Below are 17460 nucleotides of genomic sequence, written 5' to 3' on the forward strand. Positions count from 1 at the left end.
TACGGGCAGGAGTAGGGTCGGCGGCGAAACCCGGAGGTGAGGGGGACGCCATGGGACAGCCGCGGGGTGCCTTCGGGGCGCTCACGACCGTGCGGGTCACCGCCATCGCCAGCCTCACGCCCCTGGAGGAGCTGGAGGCCGACCCCTTCTTGGTGGACTCGCGCAGCCAGCACGCGATGTGCGCCCGCTGGGCCGCCGAGCGCGGCCTGGTGGTCGCCCGGGAACTCCTCGTCGGCGGACTGCGTTTCGACCACTGCGCGCTCTGGGACGGGGTGCGGCCCGGGGTGGACGTGTTCGTCGCGCCCAGCCTCCGGGTGCTGCGCAGGGCCCTGTCGTCGGTGGAGGAGTTCACCGCCGAGTGCGCGCGCCGGGGCGTGCGCGTGGAGACGGTGGGGCGGGCCGAGCCCGCCTACGACGCGCAGATGAAGGCGCGGGTGCACCGCCGGCTGTCCATGCCGACGGCCGGCTACGACGGACGGTGACCCCGCCCCGGCCCCGCTCCCGTCGACCCGCCGGGGCGGACGGCCGCGCGTGTGACAAGGTGGAGCCGGGCTCGATCGGGCCGGTGAAGCGAGAGGAGGCCCCCCGGCCACAGGGCGGGGGAGGGCCGGGACGTGAGGTGTGCGGGGCGTGGGCGGGGTGCGGTGGCGACGGATCGCCAGTCAGGTCGGGCGCAGCGTCGCCGTATGGGCGGTCTCCACGGTCACCATGCTGGTCCTCGCCGCGATCCTGCCCGACTTCCGGCTCCAGTCCGCCGACGGTGACAGCGCCACCCGCATCGCCGTGGCCGCAGCCTGCGGTGCCGGCGCCTTCGGCATCCTCTCGGCTGTGGTCTGGCCGCTCCTGGTCCGCCTGCTGCTGCTCGTCCCCGCCCTCGTCCTCGGCCTGCTGGTCTTCTTCCTCAACGGCTCCCTGCTGCTGCTCGCCCTGCACATCAATCCCTCCGGGCGCGGCGAGGCCGCCCCGGAGACCGCCGTCATCGTGGCCGCCGTGATGTCCGCCGTCGCCTCCGCCACCGGCGCGGCCCTCGCGGTGCGCGACGACGAGACCTACCGGCGCCGCCTGCACCGCCTCGCCACCCGTGGCAGACGGGACCACCCGCCCTGCCCCACCGCGCCCGGACTGCTGTGCGTGCAGCTCGACGGCGTCGGCCACGACGTGCTGGTCGACGCGGTCCGCCAGGGGCTGATGCCGACGGTGGGCCGCTGGCTGTCCGGCGGCGACGGCGTACGGCCGGCGAGCGGCGCCGAGCGCACACCGCCGGCGGACGGCACCCCGCGACCGGCGGCCGGCCGGGTCCGGCCCACCCACCGCCTCACGCCCTGGCGCACCGACTGGTCCAGCCAGACCGGCGCCAGCCAGCTCGGCATCCTGCACGGCAGCACCTTCGACGTGCCGGCCTTCCGCTGGTACGAGAAGGACCGGGGCGAGGTGATGGTCTGCAACCGGCCGACGAGCGCCGCCGAACTGCAACGCCGGGCCATCCGGCACACCGGCGACGGCGGACTGCTCACCGTCGACGGCGCCAGCCGGGGCAACCTGTTCAGCGGCGGCGCCGGCGAGCAGGCCCTCGTCCTGTCCATCGCCACCCGCCGCCGCGGACCGGCGAACCGTTCCCGCGCCGGCTACTTCGCCTACTTCCGCGACCCGGCGGGCGCCGTCCGCACCGCGCTGTCGTTCGTCGCCGAGGTCGGTCGCGAGATCGGCCAGTCCACCCGCGCCCGGCTGCGCGCAGAGCGCCCGCGCGTCGGCCGGGGCGGCCTCTACCCGTTCGTCCGCGCCTTCGCCACCGTTGTCGAACGGGACGTCGTCGTGACCGCGGTCATGGGCGACATGCTCGCCGGCCGCACCGCCGTCTACGCCGACCTCGTCGCCTACGACGAGGTCGCCCACCACTCCGGCCCGCACAGCCGCGACGCCCAGAAGGTCCTGCAACGCCTCGACCGCTCCCTCGCCCTCCTCGAACGGGTCGCCGAACACGCCCCGCGCCCCTACCGGATCGTCGTCCTCTCCGACCACGGGCAGAGCCCCGGCGAAACGTTCCGCGCCCGCTACGGCCTCACCCTCGGCGACCTGGTCCGGGCCGGCTGCGGACTGCCCGTCCCGCGCCGGGCCCAGCGCACCCGCAGCGGCGCCGAGGCCCGCGCCGCCGTCCGCGCCGCCCTGGGCCGGCCGGTCGAGGAGAAGGGCGAGCACCACCGTCCCTCCCGCCGCTCCGAGCCGATCGTGCTGGCCTCCGGCAACCTCGGGCTCATCTCCTTCCCGGACGTCCCGCACCGCATGACCAAAGAAGAGATCGACGCCCGCCACCCCGCCCTGCTCACCACCCTCGCCAACCACCCCGGCATCGGCTTCCTCCTCGTGCGCAGCGAGGAGCACGACGGCGTCGTCCTCGGCGCCTACGGCGCCGAGATCCCCCTGGCCGAACTGGACGACGACGCCGGCCCGCTGGCCCGCTTCGGCCCCGGTGCCGCCGACGCCGTCCGCCGCACCCACTCCTTCCCGCACACCGCCGACATCATGGTGAACTCCGCCTACGACCCCGCCGACGGCGAAGTCCTCGCCTTCGAGGAACAGATCGGCTCGCACGGCGGGCTCGGCGGCGCCCAGTCCCACCCGTTCCTGCTCTCCCCGCACGAGCTGTCCGCACCGGCCGCGGACGGTGCGGAACTGACCGGTGCCGAGCACGTCCACCATGTGCTGCGCCGCTGGCTGAGCGAGCTGGACGGGCCCCAGGTGCCGCTCACCGAGGCGGTGGAGGAGGAGCGGGCCGCCTGACGTCCGGCCGCGCCCGCGGGGACGTCACCTGCCGTTCACGCCCCGTGGACCGGTCTTCGGAGTGCGATGGGCCCGGATGTGATCGGATAGGGGCATCCGGGAACCCCGGAACCGCGACACTCGCGAAAGGAAGCATCGTGGCAACCACGCGCACCGCGCACACCGTCTGGGAAGGCAACCTGCTCGAAGGCAACGGCATCGTCACCTTCGACTCCTCCGGCATCGGCCAGCAGCCGGTCACGTGGGCCTCGCGCGCCCAGGACGCGAACGGCAAGACCAGCCCCGAGGAGCTGATCGCCGCCGCCCACTCCAGCTGCTTCTCCATGGCCCTCTCGCACGCCCTGGCCGGCGCCGGCACCCCGCCCACCCGGCTGGAGACCAACGCCGACGTCACCTTCCAGCCCGGCGAGGGCATCACCGGCATCCACCTCACCGTGCGCGGCGAGGTGCCCGGCCTGGACGCGGACGGCTTCCGGTCCGCCGCCGAGGACGCCAAGAAGAACTGCCCGGTCAGCCAGGCCCTGACCGGTACGACGATCACCCTGACGGCCGAACTGGCCTGACGCCCGCCCGGCCCCGGCCGCCGCGCCCCTCCCCGGGGCGCGGCGGCCGGTCACGGGGGCGTTCCGGTGGGTGCGGCCGGCAGGGTGGCGCAGACCGCGCCCAGCACGCCCGCGTACGGCGTGCCGTAGTCGGTCAACCGCGCACGCAGCCGCTCCAGGCCGTCGCGGTACTCGGTCAGCAGGCCGGTGTCGCCGGTCCGCGCGGTGAACTCCAGCACCGCCGGCAGGAAGTCCGGCAGCTCCTCGCCGCTGCACTCCAGGCCGTGCCGGCGGTAGACGTCCTGGAAACGGACCAGGGACGTCCCGCGCCGCCCGGTGCCGCCCTCGTGCCACCGGCTCAGGTACAGGCTGTGCCGGTTCCCCAGGTCGAAGACCCGTACGTAGTGCGCGGCCAGCTCCCGCCGCGGGGTGACGGCCGCGTGGTCGGTGAACGCCCGCAGCTGCGGGGCGGCCTCGCGCAGCAGCGGCAGCCGGTCGATCAGGTCGTCGTCCGGGTAGGTCAGGCACAGGGCCGCCGCCTGGTAGAGCACCGCGTCCGAGGGCATCGGGCCTCCTTCGCGTCGTCGGCACGGACCCGCCGGCCCCGCCGGGGCCGCACCCCCCGGGGCACTACTCAGAACCTAGGGGCGGCCCCGGGAACGCACCCGTCCGCAGACCCGTACGGGTCACGCCGGACCGGGGGCGGCGCCGGCGGGCCCCCTACGGGGCGCCCGGGACTCACAGGCTCTCGCGGTGCTCCCGCAGCAGCTTCAGCGTGCGCTGGGCGGACGCGGCCCGGGCCGTCATGTGGTCCAGCACCTCCAGGTGCGCGGCCACCTCCTGGCGCGAGTCCAGATACAGGGCGCCCGTCAGGTACTCGGTGAACACCATGTCCGGCAGCTCCGGCTCGGCGAACCGGAACAGCGTGAACGGCGCGTACGTCCCCGGGTGCGGGCCCGCCGCGAACTCGGCGATCTGGAGCGTGACCCGGTCCCGCCCGGCGTACTCCAGCAGCCGGTCCAGCTGGTCCCGCAGCACCTCGGGCCGTACGCTCACCGGGCGCCTGAGCACCGTCTCGTCCATGATGACCCACAGGTGGGGCGGGTCCTCCCGCTCCAGCAGCCGCTGCCGCTCCATGCGCAGCGACACGTGCCGTTCGACCGTCCCCGGCGCACTCTGCCCGATCGTCCCCGCCTCCAGCACCGCGCGCGCGTACTCCTCGGTCTGCAGCAGACCGGGCACGAAGTGCGGTTCGTAGGAGCGGATGACCCGGGCGGCGCCCTCCAGGCTGACGTACAGGCTGAACCAGTCCGGCAGCACGTCGTGGAACCGCTGCCACCAGCCCGGCTGGTTCGCCTCCTCGGCCAGCCGCACGAACGCGTCGGCCTCCTCCTCGGGCACCCCGTAGGTGGTCACCAGCACCTGGACGTAGGGGATCTTCAACGCGACCTCGGCCATCTCCATCCGCCGTACGGTCGCCGACGCCACCCGCAGGACCCGGGCGGCCTCCTCACGACTGAGGCCCGCCGCCTCCCGCAGTTCCTGCAACCGTTTGCCCAGCACCACCTGGCCCACGGTGGGCGCAGCCCGCCGCTCACTCACCGCCACGCCCTCCCCTGCGCACCGATTTCACGCGGGGAGCAGTCTGTCACGTGTCGCCGTCTCGCACACGTGCCCGAGGCAAGAGTCTTCAACCCGCCTGGGTGTGCAAGTACTTCGCGGTCGCCGGGTCCGCCGGCAGGAACGTCTCGATGGCGAGCTCGGCGACCGTGACGTCCATCGGCGTGTTGAACGTGGAGATCGAGGACACGAACGACAGGGTCCGCCCGGCGTGCTCGATGCGCAGCGGCAGCGCGAAGTACGGCACCGGTTCGGCCGGTTCGCCGCCGGCCGGCTCCTCGGGCACCGGATAGGCCGCCACCTCCTCGTACAGGGCGCGCAGCCGCTCCGAGCGGTGCAGGGCGATCTCCCGCTCCATCTGGGCCAGCAGGTGCCCGCGCCACTCCCGCAGGTTCCGGATGCGCGGCGCCAGCCCCCGCGGGTGCAGGGTCAGCCGCATCGCGTTCGGCGCCGGGACCATCAGCTCCTCCGGCACGCCGTCCAGCAGCAGGGCGATGCCCCGGTTCGCGGCGACCACCGTGTACCCGGCGTCGACCACCAGCGCCGGGTACGGCTCGTAGCCCCGGATGAGCCGCTCCATGCCGTCGCGCAGCGCGTCCAGCGCCGGGTCGTCCAGCGGGGTCTCCGGATAGCGCGGCGCGTAACCGGCCGCCAGCAGCAGGGCGTTGCGCTCCCGCACCGGCACGTCGAGCTGCTCGGCGAGCCGCAGCACCATCTCCTCGCTGGGCCGGGACCGGCCGGTCTCGACGAAGCTGATGTGCCGCGCGGAGGAGTCGGCGCGCAGCGCCAGGTCCAGCTGCGAGATCCGCCGCCGCTCCCGCCAGGCGCGCAACAGCGGGCCGACGCCCTTGCCGGTGACGCCGGTGGAGGCGGTGGAAGCCGTGGGAGCGGTGGGAGCGGGCACGGGGAGAGGCATGCCGCCGACCCTAGTCGAGCCCGGGGCGGGGCAACGAGCCGATCGCGCCCGGACCGCGCCGGCGTGGCACGCTGAACCCGTACCCGCCACGCCCCCGCAGGGGCACGCAGCGAAGGGAGCCCCGGCCATGGCCGTCGAACCGCTGTCGCAGAAGGAGATCGAGGACCGGCTGGCCGAACTGCCCGGCTGGTCGGTGGACGGCGACCGCCTCACCCGGTCCTACCGGCTGGGCTCCCACTTCGCGGCGGCGGCCCTCGTCGTGCACATCGCCGGCATCCAGGACGAGCTGGACCACCACTCCGACCTGACCCTCGGCTACGACACCGTCTCCCTCAGCGTGCACACGCACAGCGCGGGCGGCGCCGTCACCGCGAAGGACTTCGCCCTCGCCCGCAAGGTGGAGGACATCGCCCCAGGCCACGGAGCACACTGAGCGATGTGCTCGACTACGACAAGGAAGCCGGCGCCTACGACGCCTCGCGCGGGGGCGAGGCCCGCGCCCACGAGGCCGCACAGGCCGTCCTCGGCCTGATACCCGGAGCTCCGGGCCGTCTCCTCGACGTCGCCTGCGGCACCGGGATCGTCACCCGGCGGCTCGCCGCCGCGCGCCCGGGGCTGCGGGCGACCGGCGCGGACCTCAGCCCCGCCATGGTCCGCAGGGCGTCGGCCCGGCTGCCCGGCGCGGTCGTACGGGCCGACAGCCGCCGACTGCCGTTCCCCAGCGGCGCGTTCGACGCGGTCACCACCATCTGGCTGCTGCACCTGCTGCACGATCCCGAGGACGTGAGCGCGGTCGTCGGCGAGTGCGCCCGCGTGCTGCGGCCCGGCGGGGTGTACGTCACCACGGTCGACAAGGCCGCCGCGCACGACGTCGGCAGCGACATCGACGCCGTCCTCGCCGCCCGCCCGCGCCGTCCCGCCGCCGACGCTCCGCGAGCCGTCACCGCCCACGCCGCCCGGCACGGACTCGCACCCGCCGGGGACGGCTCCTTCCGCGGCGCCGGGCAGGGCCGCAGCCCCCGCACCACCATCGCCGACCTGCGCCGCGGCTGGTTCACCCTGCTGCCGCCCGGGGAACCGCGCACCGAGGAGTTCGCCGCCCGCCTGGCCGCGCTCCCCGACCAGGACCGCCCGCGCCCCGACCCGCGCTTCAGCCTGAGGGCCTTCCGCAAGCCGGCCCCGGCTCTCCCGGGGACACCGTGAACCGGGCGCGCGTCCTGCCCGCCTCAGCGCGACGAACGCCCTTCGGGGCCCGGCCGGCCGAGATGCGAGGCGAGGACCGCGGCCAGGACCCGGCGCTGTACGCCCAGTACGAGACCATCAAGATCTTCAGGTCGACGATCTTCGGGCTGCGGACCCGGGCGGGTGCCGCGAGCGGCGGCGGGCTGCGGGCGAGGGCCGTGCGCACGGTGGGCGAGGCGGCCCCCGTCCTGGGCCTCACGCCCAGCCTGCGCATGGAGGGCCTGGTGGACACGGACGTACCGGCCGAGATCGCCGACCATGTCATGGCGGTGCTGTCCGAGGCCCTCACCAACATCGCCCGGCACGCGCGCGCCGACCGCGCCCGGGTGGTCCTGACGACCGACGGCCGCGAGGTGTGCCTGACCGTCTCGGACAACGGCGTGGGCATCGCACCCGACGGCCGCCGCAGCGGGCTGCGCAACATGGCCGAGCGCGCGGCGGAGCTCGGCGGCAGCCTGGACCTGGCCCGCCCCGACGACGCCCGCCCCGCCCAGGTCGCGATCGCCCGTCCGGACGCGAGGTCCGCCGCGCACATCGCGCGCACGGAGCACGCGTCGAACTCCAGGCCCGCACCGGGCTCGTCGCCTCGGCGCGGAGGGGCCGGAGGTACGGCGGGAAGTGCCAGGACCAGCCGACCAGTTCGCCGTGTCCGAGGGTCTCGATGACGGCGGGCCGGCGGCCGGGCCCACGGAGGTCCAGGGCGACGGTGCCGGTGCGCACGATCCAGAAGCGGTCGGGGTGCCGGCCCTCCTCGGACGGGCGGGTGCCGGCCTCGAAGGCGACCTCGCGGGCCCTGGTGCCTGATCCGGCCTGATCCAAACGAAAAGACCCCAGGCGCGTCGGCGGGGGGCGCTGCTCGGCCGGCAGTGCCGCGGACAGGGCGGCGGCGGAGGTCGTCGCGGAGGCCCCCTTCCCCGCTTCCGCCTCCAGGCCGGCCGGGCCCGCCGCCCGTCACCAGGGGCCGCACGGACCCGGACAGGGGCCCATCGGCCCCGGCACGACAGGACGGGAAGGGCGTCACCCGCTTCTCGCGGATCATGATTGCGCGGTGCGCGGCCGCCGGCCGCTTCCCCGCGTCTGCAAACGCGTCCTTCCCGCCACCACCAGCACACCACGGGAACAACCGTCGCACCAGTGCCGCGGGGTCAGCCGGTCGCGCAGGCCCGGCCGTCCAGGGTGAACGCCGCCGGCCTGGTGTTCGCGCCCGACCAGCTGCCCGTGAAGCCGAAGCCCACCGAGGAGCCGGCCGTCACGGTGCCGTTCCAGCTCACGTTCTTCGCCGTCACCGCCGGACCCGACTGCGTGTGGCCGGCGTTCCACAGGTTCGTGATCCGCTGGCCGTCCGGGAACGTCCAGCCGAGGGACCAGCCGTTCCAGGCCGTCGTGCCGGTGTTGGTCAGCCGTACGTCCGCCTGGAAGCCGTCGGCCCACTGGTTGGTGACCTTGTAGGTGACCGCGCAGGCGCCGGACGGAGGCGGATCCGTACCGCCGGGGTCGGAGGTGTCGCCGTACACGACGCCCCGGCCGTTGGTCGCGACGTACACCCGGCCGTACACCCGCGGGTCGCCGGTGATCGCCGCGCCCGTCCAGCCCCACTGGTGGGCGTCGTCGTTGATGCGGGTCCAGCTCGCCCCCTCGTCCGTGGAGCGGAAGATGCCCCGCACCGACCCGATCTTCGCGCTGGTGTAGAGGGTCTGGTACGACGCCCCCGGCGCGGCCCTGCCGAAGCCGATCGTGTCGGCCTGCTCGACGTTCGGCAGCCGGGCGAAGTGCGCGCCGCCGTCCGTGGAGTGCCACAGGCCGTACGCGCCGTCCGTCGCCCCGCCGGCCAGCCAGATGTCGCCCTTCGTGCCGGGCAGCGCCTTGAAGCGCACGTTGTCCCCGCTCGGCAGACCCGCCGCGCGGGAGGCGGTGAAGGTCGCGCCGCCGTCCGTGCTGACGTAGAACGTCCCGGACTTGAAGCCGTAGAAGGTCTTCGGGTCGACGCGGTCCGACTCGACGAGCGCGCCGGCCGGGATGCCGCTCGACGCCGACCAGGACGTGCCGAAGCCCGTCGCGTACCGCACGCCGGTGCCGGCCGGGCTCCACACGAACCGGCTGCCGTCGGCCGCCGCGGCCACCGTGCCGCCGCCCGAGACGCCCGGCGGATCGGTCCCGGCGAACCAGTGGGCGCCGTTGTCCGTGGAGAACGCGATGTGCGGGCCCGAGTCCAGGTCACCGGCCCGGACCACCGTGGCGGGGTCCGCCTCCGCGAAGTCCACGCTGGTGGTCGTCGTGAAGGTGGGGGAGGTGTACATCATCGACGGCACCGCGGTGAGGTCCGTGTGCCGGAAGCCGCCGATGTCGCCGAGCGCGCTGAACAGCCGGGCGTCACCGGAGGGCGGCGCCGCGAGGTCGTCGACCGCCGTCTCCTCCAGGCCCCGCACCATCGGCTTCACCGTGAACCGGCCGCCGCTGTCCCACTCGGTGAGGTTCTCGGTGCCGTAGAGCGTGGCGCCCGTCCCGTACATCATCCGGGAGGAGTCGAACGGGTCGATCTCCAGGGCCTCCGTCATCCACCCCAGTTTCGGCGTCTGTTCGGGCGGGGAGGGGTTCGCGCCGAAGGTCAGCCACGGGGAGGAGGACACGTCGATGGTGTACCGGTTCGAGCGGTCCGGGTACGACGTGTAGTCCCAGGCCTTCGTCCAGGTGGCGCCGCTGTCGGTGGAGCGGAAGAGCTGGGTGTCCGGCCACCAGGAGCTGTACGCGGTCGCCATCACGGTGGACGGGTGCCGGCGGTCGACCGTCAGCCCGCTGAAGCCGTAGGAGGTGTCCGCCTCCGCGACCGGGCTGATGTCCGTCCAGGTGCCGGTGGCCGTCGCGTACCGCCACAGCCGGCCCTTGCCGCCGTCGTAGGGACCGCCCTTGTCGCTGTAGCCCAGGTACAGGAACCCGTTCTCCGCGTCCAGCACGCCCTTGTGCGCGAGGTATCCGGTCGGCTGGCCGGCCAGCCGGGTCCAGGTGGCGCCCGCGTCCGTCGAGCGGTAGACCGCGTTGTCCTGGTCGGCGACCCCGACGTAGACGGTCTTCGTCGCGCTCCCGGAGGTCCCCGTGGACTCGTCGAAGGTGACCCAGACGATGCCCTGGTTGTCGCTCGCGTACCCGCTCGTGTCGCCCGGGTCCTGCCGGTAGGTGCCGGGGTTGGGGAAGCTCGTCACCTGCGACCAGGTCGCCCCCGAGTCCGTCGAGCGCCACAGGCCCCTGCCGCTAGGCGCGCCCAGGTACAGCACGCTGTCGCGGTTCGGGTCGACCGCCAGCCGCTCGCCCATGCCCCGGCCGGGCATGTTCCCGCCCAGCTTGAAGGGCAGGTCGGCGGTGCGCCAGCTGGCGCCCCGGTCGGCGGAGCGCAGCACCGCGCCGTTCGTCGGGTCCCAGCCGTTGGTGTACGTCCCGACGGCCGCGTACACCTTGTCGGGGTCGACCGGGTCGGAGGCCAGGCTCACCACGCCGGTGTGGCCCCATTCGTTCCAGCCGACCGAGTCCAGCAGCGGCGTCCACGTCTTCGTCCGCTCCTGCCAGCGGTAGGCGCCGCCGATGTCGGTGCGGGCGTAGACCAGGTCCTTCTCGGAGCGGTTGAAGACGATCCCGGGGACGAAGCCGCCGCCGTCGATCCGGGCGTTCTTCCAGGTGTAGGTGTCCGCCGCGAGGGCCGTGCGCGGGGCGGGGCCGGCGAGTGCGGGCGGAGTGCCGGACAGCAGGCCGGCGGCGAGGGCCAGCACGGCGGTGAGGATGCGGGTTCTCCGCATGGCGGGGTCCTCCCATGACGGGGGGCGGCCCCCGGTGGGAAGGGGGCCGCCCGTGCAAAGGTGCCGGTCTATTCCAGGAGCTCGGCGTAGGAGCCCATGGCCAGGGCGATGTCCGCCTGGGCCCAGAAGCGGTGGTACGTGAAGACGGGCGCGGCGCCGCCCTTGAGGTAGGCCTCGACCTTCGACCAGTTCGGGTCGCTCTTGTAGAAGGAGCGGAGCGAGGCGAACGTGGACGACGCGTTGATCGCGTCGCCGTTCGGCATCGTGCCGGTCCAGCCGCTCGGCACGGACACGCTGTCGCCGAACCGGCTGTAGTCGGTACGGGTCTCCGGGACGGCGATGCCGAGGCTGTCCTGGTCGTTGTTCCACATGCCGTCCAGCAGCGCCTTCGCCGTGGACTTGGCCGCGCTGTCACCGGACTTGGCGGCGTAGTACGTCAGCGTCTTGGCGTAGGCGGCGGCCACGCCGACGTCGTCGGTGTAGTCCGCGACGGTGACGTGGAGTGAGCTGTTGCTGCCGGGACTCGACGCGTTCCAGGTGTCGGGCTGGCCCGACCACTGGAGGGTGGAGGGGATGCGGTAGGTGCCGTCCGGGTTGATCGTGGTCTTGGACAGCGCCCACTTGACCCACTTGTCGAGGATCGCCTTCGCCGAGGCGTTCCCGGTCTGCTGGTAGTACTCGGCGACCCGCTCCATCGACCACGCCTGGAACCCGAACCACTGGTTGGACGGCGGGTCGTGGTAGACGGGCTGCCAGTCGTAGTACATGCCGTAGAAGGTGGACGCGCCGGCCGGCGGGGCGGCGTACCGGCCCTGCCAGCTGTTGGTCGCGCCGCCCGCGATGGCGCCCTCGGACGACTGGAGCCACTGGTAGAACTCCAGCTGCCGCTGGAGCGACTTGCCCCAGTCCGTCGCGCCCGTGGCCGACTTGGGCTTCAGGTCGGCGACCGAGCTGAGCGCGTACGCGGCGAGGGGGTTCTGGTAGCCGCCGTGGACATGGCTGGAGCCGATCCGCCAGGCCCAGCCGGCGGAGGTGTCGCTGGCGCCGCCCCAGGCGTAGTACCAGGACAGCAGGTAGTGCGAGGCGTCCTTGCCGGTGCCGGCCGGGCAGGACGGGCTCGTGCAGTTGCCGATCTTCTTGAAGTACTTGTCGTACATCGCGTACCGCAGGTAGTCGCCCATCTTGGCGGCCTTCGCGACCGTCGCGGACACGTCGGAGCTCTTGCCCTGCGCCTTCGCCCACACGTCGGCCCAGTACGCGGCCTGCACGGCGCGGGAGTCCGCGTCCGGGGCGTCGGTGTACTTCCACTGCTTGGCGTAGGAGGAGTCGCCCGTGAACAGGTCCAGGTAGCCGTTCTTGCCGCCGTACTTGAAGGCGTCGCAGGTCGGCTGCGGGACCGTCTCCCAGACGGACTCCTGCGAGCCGCGCTGGAAGGTGTTGATGTACGACGGCCCGGTGGCCGTGGGGCCGGCCTCGCACTTGCCGGGCTCGTTGCCGTAGCCGTAGACGTTGTCCACGTCCTCGATCCAGTGCATGCCGTAGACGTCGTCCGTGCCGTACGCCGACTTCAGCTCACCGGCGATCGGGTCCGTGCCGACCGGCACCGACGAGTCGAGCTTCGCCGGGTACTCGTTCGGGGTGTCCAGCTCGGGCGCGTACGTGGCCGGCTTGGAGGCGTTGTAGAAGGAGTTCGTCGGCTGGTCGGCGTGGGTGGGGATCATGTACTTCTCCATGAGGTCCCACGCGCCGTTGAACTTCGACCAGTCGCCGGTCACCTTGCCGTACATCGCCTGGAGCCACAGCAGGTAGCTGTACGCCTCCGAGGTGGTCTCGTGACCCTGGTCCGGGGCCTCGACGATCAGCGTCTCCACCGCGTGGTACGGGATGCCCTCGGGGGAGAAGTAGCCGTTCGCCGGGTTGGTGATCTTCCCGTACAGGTCGAGGAAACGGGCGTCGTACGCCTTCGACGCGGGCAGCTCCGTCACCGTCACCGTCGCCTTGGTGTGGCCGGTGGCCGACGCGGTGAAGGTCGCGCTGCCGGTGCCGGAGGAGTCCGCCGTCACGGTCACCGTCTGCGCGGTGTTCCAGTCCGACGGGGTGAAGGTCAGCGAGGAGCCACCCGCCACGGACAGACCGGTGTTGCCGCTCGTGCGGCTCGTGCTCACCGTCACGTTCGCGCTCGGCTGCGTCGACAGCTTCACCGAGAACGTGCCCGACTTCCCTTGCTGAACCCCGAGTTGGGAGGGCGAGGCGACCACGGCGGGCCCGGAGGCGACCGTGATGCCGACCGGGGTGGAGGCGGCGGACGCGCCCAGGCTGTCGTACGCCTTCGCCACCAGGGAATGACTGCCCACGGTCAAACTGGAGACCGAGAGCGAGTACGGCGCGCTGGTGTCCGTGCCCAGCAGCGTGGTGTCGTCGTAGAACTCCACCTTGCCGATGGTCGCGTTGTCGGCCGCCGCCGCGGTCGCGGCCAGCGGCACCGCCTCGCCCTGCGAGTACACCGCGCCCGCGCTCGGGCTGGTCAGCACGGTCACCGGCGGCTGGTGCGCGCCGGCGCAGGTGGTGCCGTTGACGGCGAAGGATGTGGGGGCGGCGTTGGAGCCGCTGTAGGTGAACTGGGCGCCGGTGGAGACGGCGGCGCCCGTCGCGATCGTGCCGTTGTACGAGGCGTTCTTCACGGTGACCGTCTGGCCCGACTGGGACCAGGTGCCGTTCCAGCCGTTGGACAGCTTCTGGTTGCCGCTGTAGGCGTACGTCAGCGTCCAGCCGTTGACGGCGTCGGTACCGCGGTTGGTGATCGTGAGGTCGGCGGTGAAGCCGGAACCCCAGTCGTTGGTCTTGTAGTCGACACTGCACTGCACCGACGCGGCGTGCGCGGCCGGAGTGCCGGTGGCGAGCATCGTCAACGGCAGGGCGAACGCGGCGGCCACCGCGGTCCACAGCCGGCGCACGGCTCTGCGCTTACGTCCGGGATCCATGTGCTGGTTCCTCCTTGCGGGCGGGCGGCTCGGGGGAGGTCAAGGCTTGAACCAGTGGGAGCGCTCCCATAGTGGGGATGGGGCCCGGAGCGGTCAAGGTGCTTGAAGAGTCGAAAAGATTCGACGGCCCGGCTGAGGAAAAGTCGGGCGGCTCCCCTGGGCAGAGCCGCCACTTGGCGCTACCTTCACTCGCACCAGTGGGAGCGGTTCCGTTCAGTCGACGCGTCCGTCACGACGCGCCAAGCTGCAAGGAGTCGCTCATGCGACACCCCCCGCGTTCAGCACTTTTAGCCGTCACCGGTGCGGTCGCGCTCGTCGGGAGCGTGGTCGTGCCGGTGGTGGCGGCCCAGGGAGCCACGCCCGCCTGCACGGTGGAGTACACCGTCACCAGCCAGTGGGACAGCGGCTTCCAGGGTTCGGTGAAGGTCACGAACAACCGGACCGCGCTGAGCGGCTGGAAGCTCACCTTCGACTTCGCCGGCGGACAGAAGGTCAGCCAGGGCTGGAACGCCAAGTGGTCCCAGTCCGGCGGCACCGTCACCGCGGCCGGCGAGGACTGGAACGGCACGCTCGGCACCGGTGCGAGCGTCAGCGCCGGCTTCCTCGCCTCCTGGTCGGGGAGCAACCCCGCGCCGGCCGTGTTCAAGCTCAACGGCACGACCTGCAACGTCGACTCGGAGCCGACCACCCCGCCGTCGTCCGGTGGTACCCCGCCCGCGCTGCGGGTCTTCGGCAACAAGCTCGTGGACGCCGGCGGCACCACCCGCCGCCTGCTCGGCGTCAACCGCTCCGGCGGCGAGTTCATGTGCGTGCAGGGCTACGGCATCTGGGACGGACCGGTGGACGACGCGGCGGTCGAGGCGATCGCCGACTGGAAGGCCAACGCGGTCCGCATCCCGCTCAACGAGGAGTGCTGGCTGGGCCTGTCCAACGTCAAGCCCGAGTACGGCGGCGCCAACTACGTCTCCGCCGTCAAGGAGCTGGTGGCCCGCGTCGAGGCGCACGGCATGACCCCGATCCTCGAACTGCACTGGTCCTACGGCCAGTACACCGGGAACTCGGCCGGCTGCACCGACGTGCACGCCACCTGCCAGAAGCCGATGCCCGACATGCGGTACTCCCCGTCGTTCTGGTCGTCGGTGGCGAGCACCTTCAAGGACGACCAGGCGGCCGTGTTCGACCTGTTCAACGAGCCGTATCCGGACCGGGCGGCCTCCAGCGCCACGGACGCCTGGACGTGCTGGCGGGACGGGGGCACGTGCCCCGGGATCTCCTACGAGGTCGCCGGCATGCAGGACCTGGTGGACAGCGTCCGGGCCACCGGCGCCAGGAACGTCGTCATGGCCGGCGGCCTGGCGTACTCGAACGACCTCAGCCAGTGGAACGCGTACAAACCGACCGACCCGGCGGGCAATCTCGCCGCCGCGTACCACGTGTACAACTTCAACTCCTGCGCGAGCGAGAGCTGCTGGAACTCCACCCTCGCCCCGGTGGCCGCCCAGGCGCCCCTGGTGGCCGGGGAGATCGGCGAGAACACCTGCTCGCACGGGTTCACGGACCGGGTCATGAAGTGGTTCGACGACCACGACCTGTCCTACCTCGGCTGGACCTGGAACACCTGGGACTGCTCCTCCGGGCCGTCCCTGATCTCCGCCTACGACGGCACTCCCACCGCGTACGGCGCCGGGCTGCGTGACCACCTGCGCGCCCTCAACCCGTAGACCCATCCCGTAGATCCCACGGAACCCCGAAGGAACCCGCACTCATGAGTCGTACCAAGACAACACTCCTGGTGGCCCTGGGCCTCCTCGCCGGCGCCTCCGGAACGGCGTTCGCGGCCCTGCCCGGCGGCTCGGGCGCCGCCGTCGCCGCCGTGCCCTGCACTGTCGACTACAAGATCCAGAGCCAGTGGGACACCGGCTTCACCGCCGCCGTCACCCTCACCAACAACGGCGCCGCCAAGTCGGCGTGGTCGCTGAAGTGGTCGTACGGCGGCACCCAGAAGGTCACGAACGGCTGGAACGCGAAGATCAGCCAGAGCGGCACCGCGGTCACCGCGGCCAACGAGAGCTACAACGGCTCGCTCGCGACCGGCGGCACGGTCAGCTTCGGCTTCAACGGCACGTTCAGCGGCACCAACTCCGTTCCCGCCACCTTCACGCTCGACGGCGTCACCTGCAACGTCGACGGCGGCAGCGGCGGCGGCACCGGTGGGGACACCGGCGGCGGGACCGGTGGCGGGACCGGTGGCGGGACCGGTGGCGGAACCGGCGGAGACACCGGTGGGAGCACGGGCGGCGGGGGCGGTGACGGAGGCACCGGCAACCGCGTCGACAACCCCTACGCCGGGGCCAAGGGCTACGTGAACCCGGAGTGGTCCGCGCACGCCGCCGCCGAACCGGGCGGCAGCCGCATCGCCAACCAGCCCACCGCCGTGTGGCTGGACCGGATCGCCACCATCAACGGCGTGAACGGCGGGATGGGCCTGCGCGCCCACCTGGACGAGGCGCTGAAGCAGAAGGGCTCGGGCGAACTCGTCGTCCAGCTGGTCATCTACGACCTCCCGGGCCGCGACTGCTCCGCCCTCGCCTCCAACGGCGAGCTGGGCCCGAACGACATCGACAAGTACAAGAGCCAGTACATCGACCCGATCGCGTCGATCCTGTCCGACGCCAAGTACGCGGGCCTGCGCATCGCCACCGTCATCGAGCCGGACTCCCTGCCCAACCTGGTCACCAACGCGGGCGGCACCGCGGGCAGCACCGACGCCTGCGCGACCATGAAGGCCAACGGCAACTACGAGAAGGGCGTCAGCTACGCCCTCGACAAGCTGGGCGCCATCCCGAACGTCTACAACTACATCGACGCCGGCCACCACGCCTGGCTCGGCTGGGACTCCAACTTCGGGCCCACCGTCCAGGAGTTCTACAAGGTCGCCACCACCAACGGCGCGAGCGTCAACGACGTGACGGGCTTCATCGTCAACACCGCCAACTACAGCGCCACCAAGGAGCCGTACTTCAAGGTCACCGACAGCGTCAACGGGCAGACCGTGCGCCAGTCGAAGTGGGTCGACTGGAACCAGTACGTGGACGAGCAGTCCTTCGCCCAGGCACTGCGCGACAAGCTCGTCGCGTCCGGGTTCAACAGCAACCTCGGCATGCTGATCGACACCTCCCGCAACGGCTGGGGCGGCTCCGCACGGCCGACCAAGTCCGGCCCGCTGACCTCCGTCGACGACTACGTCAACGGCAGCCGCATCGACCGGCGCATCCACGCCGGCAACTGGTGCAACCAGAACGGTGCCGGCCTCGGCGAACGGCCGACCGCCGCCCCGGCGGCCGGGATCGACGCCTACGTGTGGGTCAAGCCCCCGGGGGAGTCGGACGGAGCCAGCTCCGCCGTCTCCAACGACGAGGGCAAGGGCTTCGACCGGATGTGCGACCCGACCTACGGCGGCAACGCCCGCAACGGCAACAACCCCACGGGCGCGCTGCCGAACTCGCCGCTGGCGGGGCACTGGTTCTCCGCCCAGTTCCAGCAGCTGATGCAGAACGCCTACCCGCCGCTGCCGTAGCGGCGTGAGCGTCCGCCGG

General features: G+C 72.7%; 12 protein-coding genes and 2 pseudogenes. 8 read left to right on the top strand and 6 right to left on the bottom strand.

The genetic code is table 11. The features are described from left to right. The first annotated feature begins 50 nt into the window (after positions 1–50). From ACZ5DC_RS03495 to ACZ5DC_RS03505, 3 genes are all read left to right on the top strand, one after another. The gene (locus tag ACZ5DC_RS03495; RefSeq protein ID WP_171151089.1) at positions 51–482 is read left to right on the top strand and encodes a hypothetical protein; all 432 of its coding nucleotides are present in this window, start codon (positions 51–53) and stop codon (positions 480–482) included. A 148-nt stretch (positions 483–630) separates the two neighbouring features. After that, the gene (locus ACZ5DC_RS03500) at positions 631–2778 is read left to right on the top strand and encodes a phage holin family protein (RefSeq protein WP_468648937.1); all 2148 of its coding nucleotides are present in this window, start codon (positions 631–633) and stop codon (positions 2776–2778) included. Positions 2779–2915: 137 nt separating this feature from the next. After that, on the top strand, positions 2916–3341 hold the full coding sequence (locus ACZ5DC_RS03505) for an OsmC family protein (protein WP_014676038.1): 426 nt from the start codon (positions 2916–2918) through the stop codon (positions 3339–3341). A gap of 50 nt (positions 3342–3391) precedes the next feature. Here ACZ5DC_RS03505 and narJ read toward each other — a convergent pair whose 3' ends face one another. The 3 genes from narJ to ACZ5DC_RS03520 all read right to left on the bottom strand — a co-directional run bounded on the left by narJ (position 3392) and on the right by ACZ5DC_RS03520 (position 5856). Further along, positions 3392–3886 carry a nitrate reductase molybdenum cofactor assembly chaperone gene (gene narJ, locus ACZ5DC_RS03510; RefSeq protein ID WP_366752489.1) on the bottom strand — a complete coding sequence of 165 codons (495 nt, stop codon included), beginning with the start codon at positions 3884–3886 and terminating at the stop codon, positions 3392–3394. 172 nt (positions 3887–4058) lie between these two features. Further along, a complete protein-coding gene (locus ACZ5DC_RS03515; RefSeq protein ID WP_366752488.1) occupies positions 4059–4922 on the bottom strand; it encodes a helix-turn-helix domain-containing protein in 864 nt (287 codons plus the stop codon). A gap of 88 nt (positions 4923–5010) precedes the next feature. Further along, positions 5011–5856, bottom strand: coding sequence for a helix-turn-helix domain-containing protein (locus ACZ5DC_RS03520; protein ID WP_468648940.1), 846 nt, complete (start codon positions 5854–5856; stop codon positions 5011–5013). Positions 5857–5983: 127 nt separating this feature from the next. Here ACZ5DC_RS03520 and ACZ5DC_RS03525 point away from each other — a divergent pair, with 127 nt between their 5' ends. The 3 genes and pseudogenes from ACZ5DC_RS03525 to ACZ5DC_RS03535 all read left to right on the top strand — a co-directional run. Further along, entirely contained in the window at positions 5984–6289 is a 306-nt protein-coding gene (locus tag ACZ5DC_RS03525) for a 4a-hydroxytetrahydrobiopterin dehydratase (protein WP_366752486.1), read from the top strand. Between the two features lie 5 nt (positions 6290–6294). Beyond that, entirely contained in the window at positions 6295–7059 is a 765-nt protein-coding gene (locus ACZ5DC_RS03530; protein WP_468648943.1) for a class I SAM-dependent methyltransferase, read from the top strand. Between the two features lie 110 nt (positions 7060–7169). Beyond that, a pseudogene (locus tag ACZ5DC_RS03535) lies at positions 7170–7574 on the top strand (ATP-binding protein); the annotation flags it as partial. On the opposite strand, the pseudogene ACZ5DC_RS03540 reads toward ACZ5DC_RS03535, so the two are convergent. The 3 genes and pseudogenes from ACZ5DC_RS03540 to ACZ5DC_RS03550 all read right to left on the bottom strand — a co-directional run. Continuing rightward, positions 7565–8028 (bottom strand): annotated as a pseudogene (locus ACZ5DC_RS03540) (cyclic nucleotide-binding domain-containing protein); the annotation flags it as partial. The pseudogenes ACZ5DC_RS03535 and ACZ5DC_RS03540 sit on opposite strands and share 10 nt — an antisense overlap. A gap of 215 nt (positions 8029–8243) precedes the next feature. Next, positions 8244–10883 carry a cellulose binding domain-containing protein gene (locus ACZ5DC_RS03545; RefSeq protein ID WP_468648945.1) on the bottom strand — a complete coding sequence of 880 codons (2640 nt, stop codon included), beginning with the start codon at positions 10881–10883 and terminating at the stop codon, positions 8244–8246. A 68-nt stretch (positions 10884–10951) separates the two neighbouring features. Further along, positions 10952–13864 carry a glycoside hydrolase family 48 protein gene (locus tag ACZ5DC_RS03550; RefSeq protein ID WP_468648947.1) on the bottom strand — a complete coding sequence of 971 codons (2913 nt, stop codon included), beginning with the start codon at positions 13862–13864 and terminating at the stop codon, positions 10952–10954. A gap of 260 nt (positions 13865–14124) precedes the next feature. Between ACZ5DC_RS03550 and ACZ5DC_RS03555 the strand changes: the two genes are divergently transcribed. Further along, positions 14125–15585 carry a cellulose binding domain-containing protein gene (locus ACZ5DC_RS03555; RefSeq protein WP_468648948.1) on the top strand — a complete coding sequence of 487 codons (1461 nt, stop codon included), beginning with the start codon at positions 14125–14127 and terminating at the stop codon, positions 15583–15585. A gap of 44 nt (positions 15586–15629) precedes the next feature. Beyond that, positions 15630–17441 (top strand): glycoside hydrolase family 6 protein, encoded by a 1812-nt coding sequence (locus tag ACZ5DC_RS03560; RefSeq protein ID WP_468648950.1) that lies wholly within the window; start codon positions 15630–15632, stop codon positions 17439–17441. The last annotated feature ends 19 nt before the right edge of the window (positions 17442–17460 follow it).

It is taken from the genome of Streptomyces sp. NPDC031445 (genome assembly GCF_055581365.1).

What these genes read in the sequence shown, in the direction of transcription:
- ACZ5DC_RS03495 (WP_171151089.1), top strand. Translation starts at nt 51, where the DNA reads ATGGGACAGCCGCGGGGTGCCTTCGGGGCGCTCACGACCGTGCGGGTC.
- narJ (WP_366752489.1), bottom strand. Translation starts at nt 3,886, where the DNA reads ATGCCCTCGGACGCGGTGCTCTACCAGGCGGCGGCCCTGTGCCTGACC.
- ACZ5DC_RS03520 (WP_468648940.1), bottom strand. Translation starts at nt 5,856, where the DNA reads ATGCCTCTCCCCGTGCCCGCTCCCACCGCTCCCACGGCTTCCACCGCC.
- ACZ5DC_RS03525 (WP_366752486.1), top strand. Translation starts at nt 5,984, where the DNA reads ATGGCCGTCGAACCGCTGTCGCAGAAGGAGATCGAGGACCGGCTGGCC.
- ACZ5DC_RS03545 (WP_468648945.1), bottom strand. Translation starts at nt 10,883, where the DNA reads ATGCGGAGAACCCGCATCCTCACCGCCGTGCTGGCCCTCGCCGCCGGC.
- ACZ5DC_RS03550 (WP_468648947.1), bottom strand. Translation starts at nt 13,864, where the DNA reads ATGGATCCCGGACGTAAGCGCAGAGCCGTGCGCCGGCTGTGGACCGCG.
- ACZ5DC_RS03555 (WP_468648948.1), top strand. Translation starts at nt 14,125, where the DNA reads ATGCGACACCCCCCGCGTTCAGCACTTTTAGCCGTCACCGGTGCGGTC.
- ACZ5DC_RS03560 (WP_468648950.1), top strand. Translation starts at nt 15,630, where the DNA reads ATGAGTCGTACCAAGACAACACTCCTGGTGGCCCTGGGCCTCCTCGCC.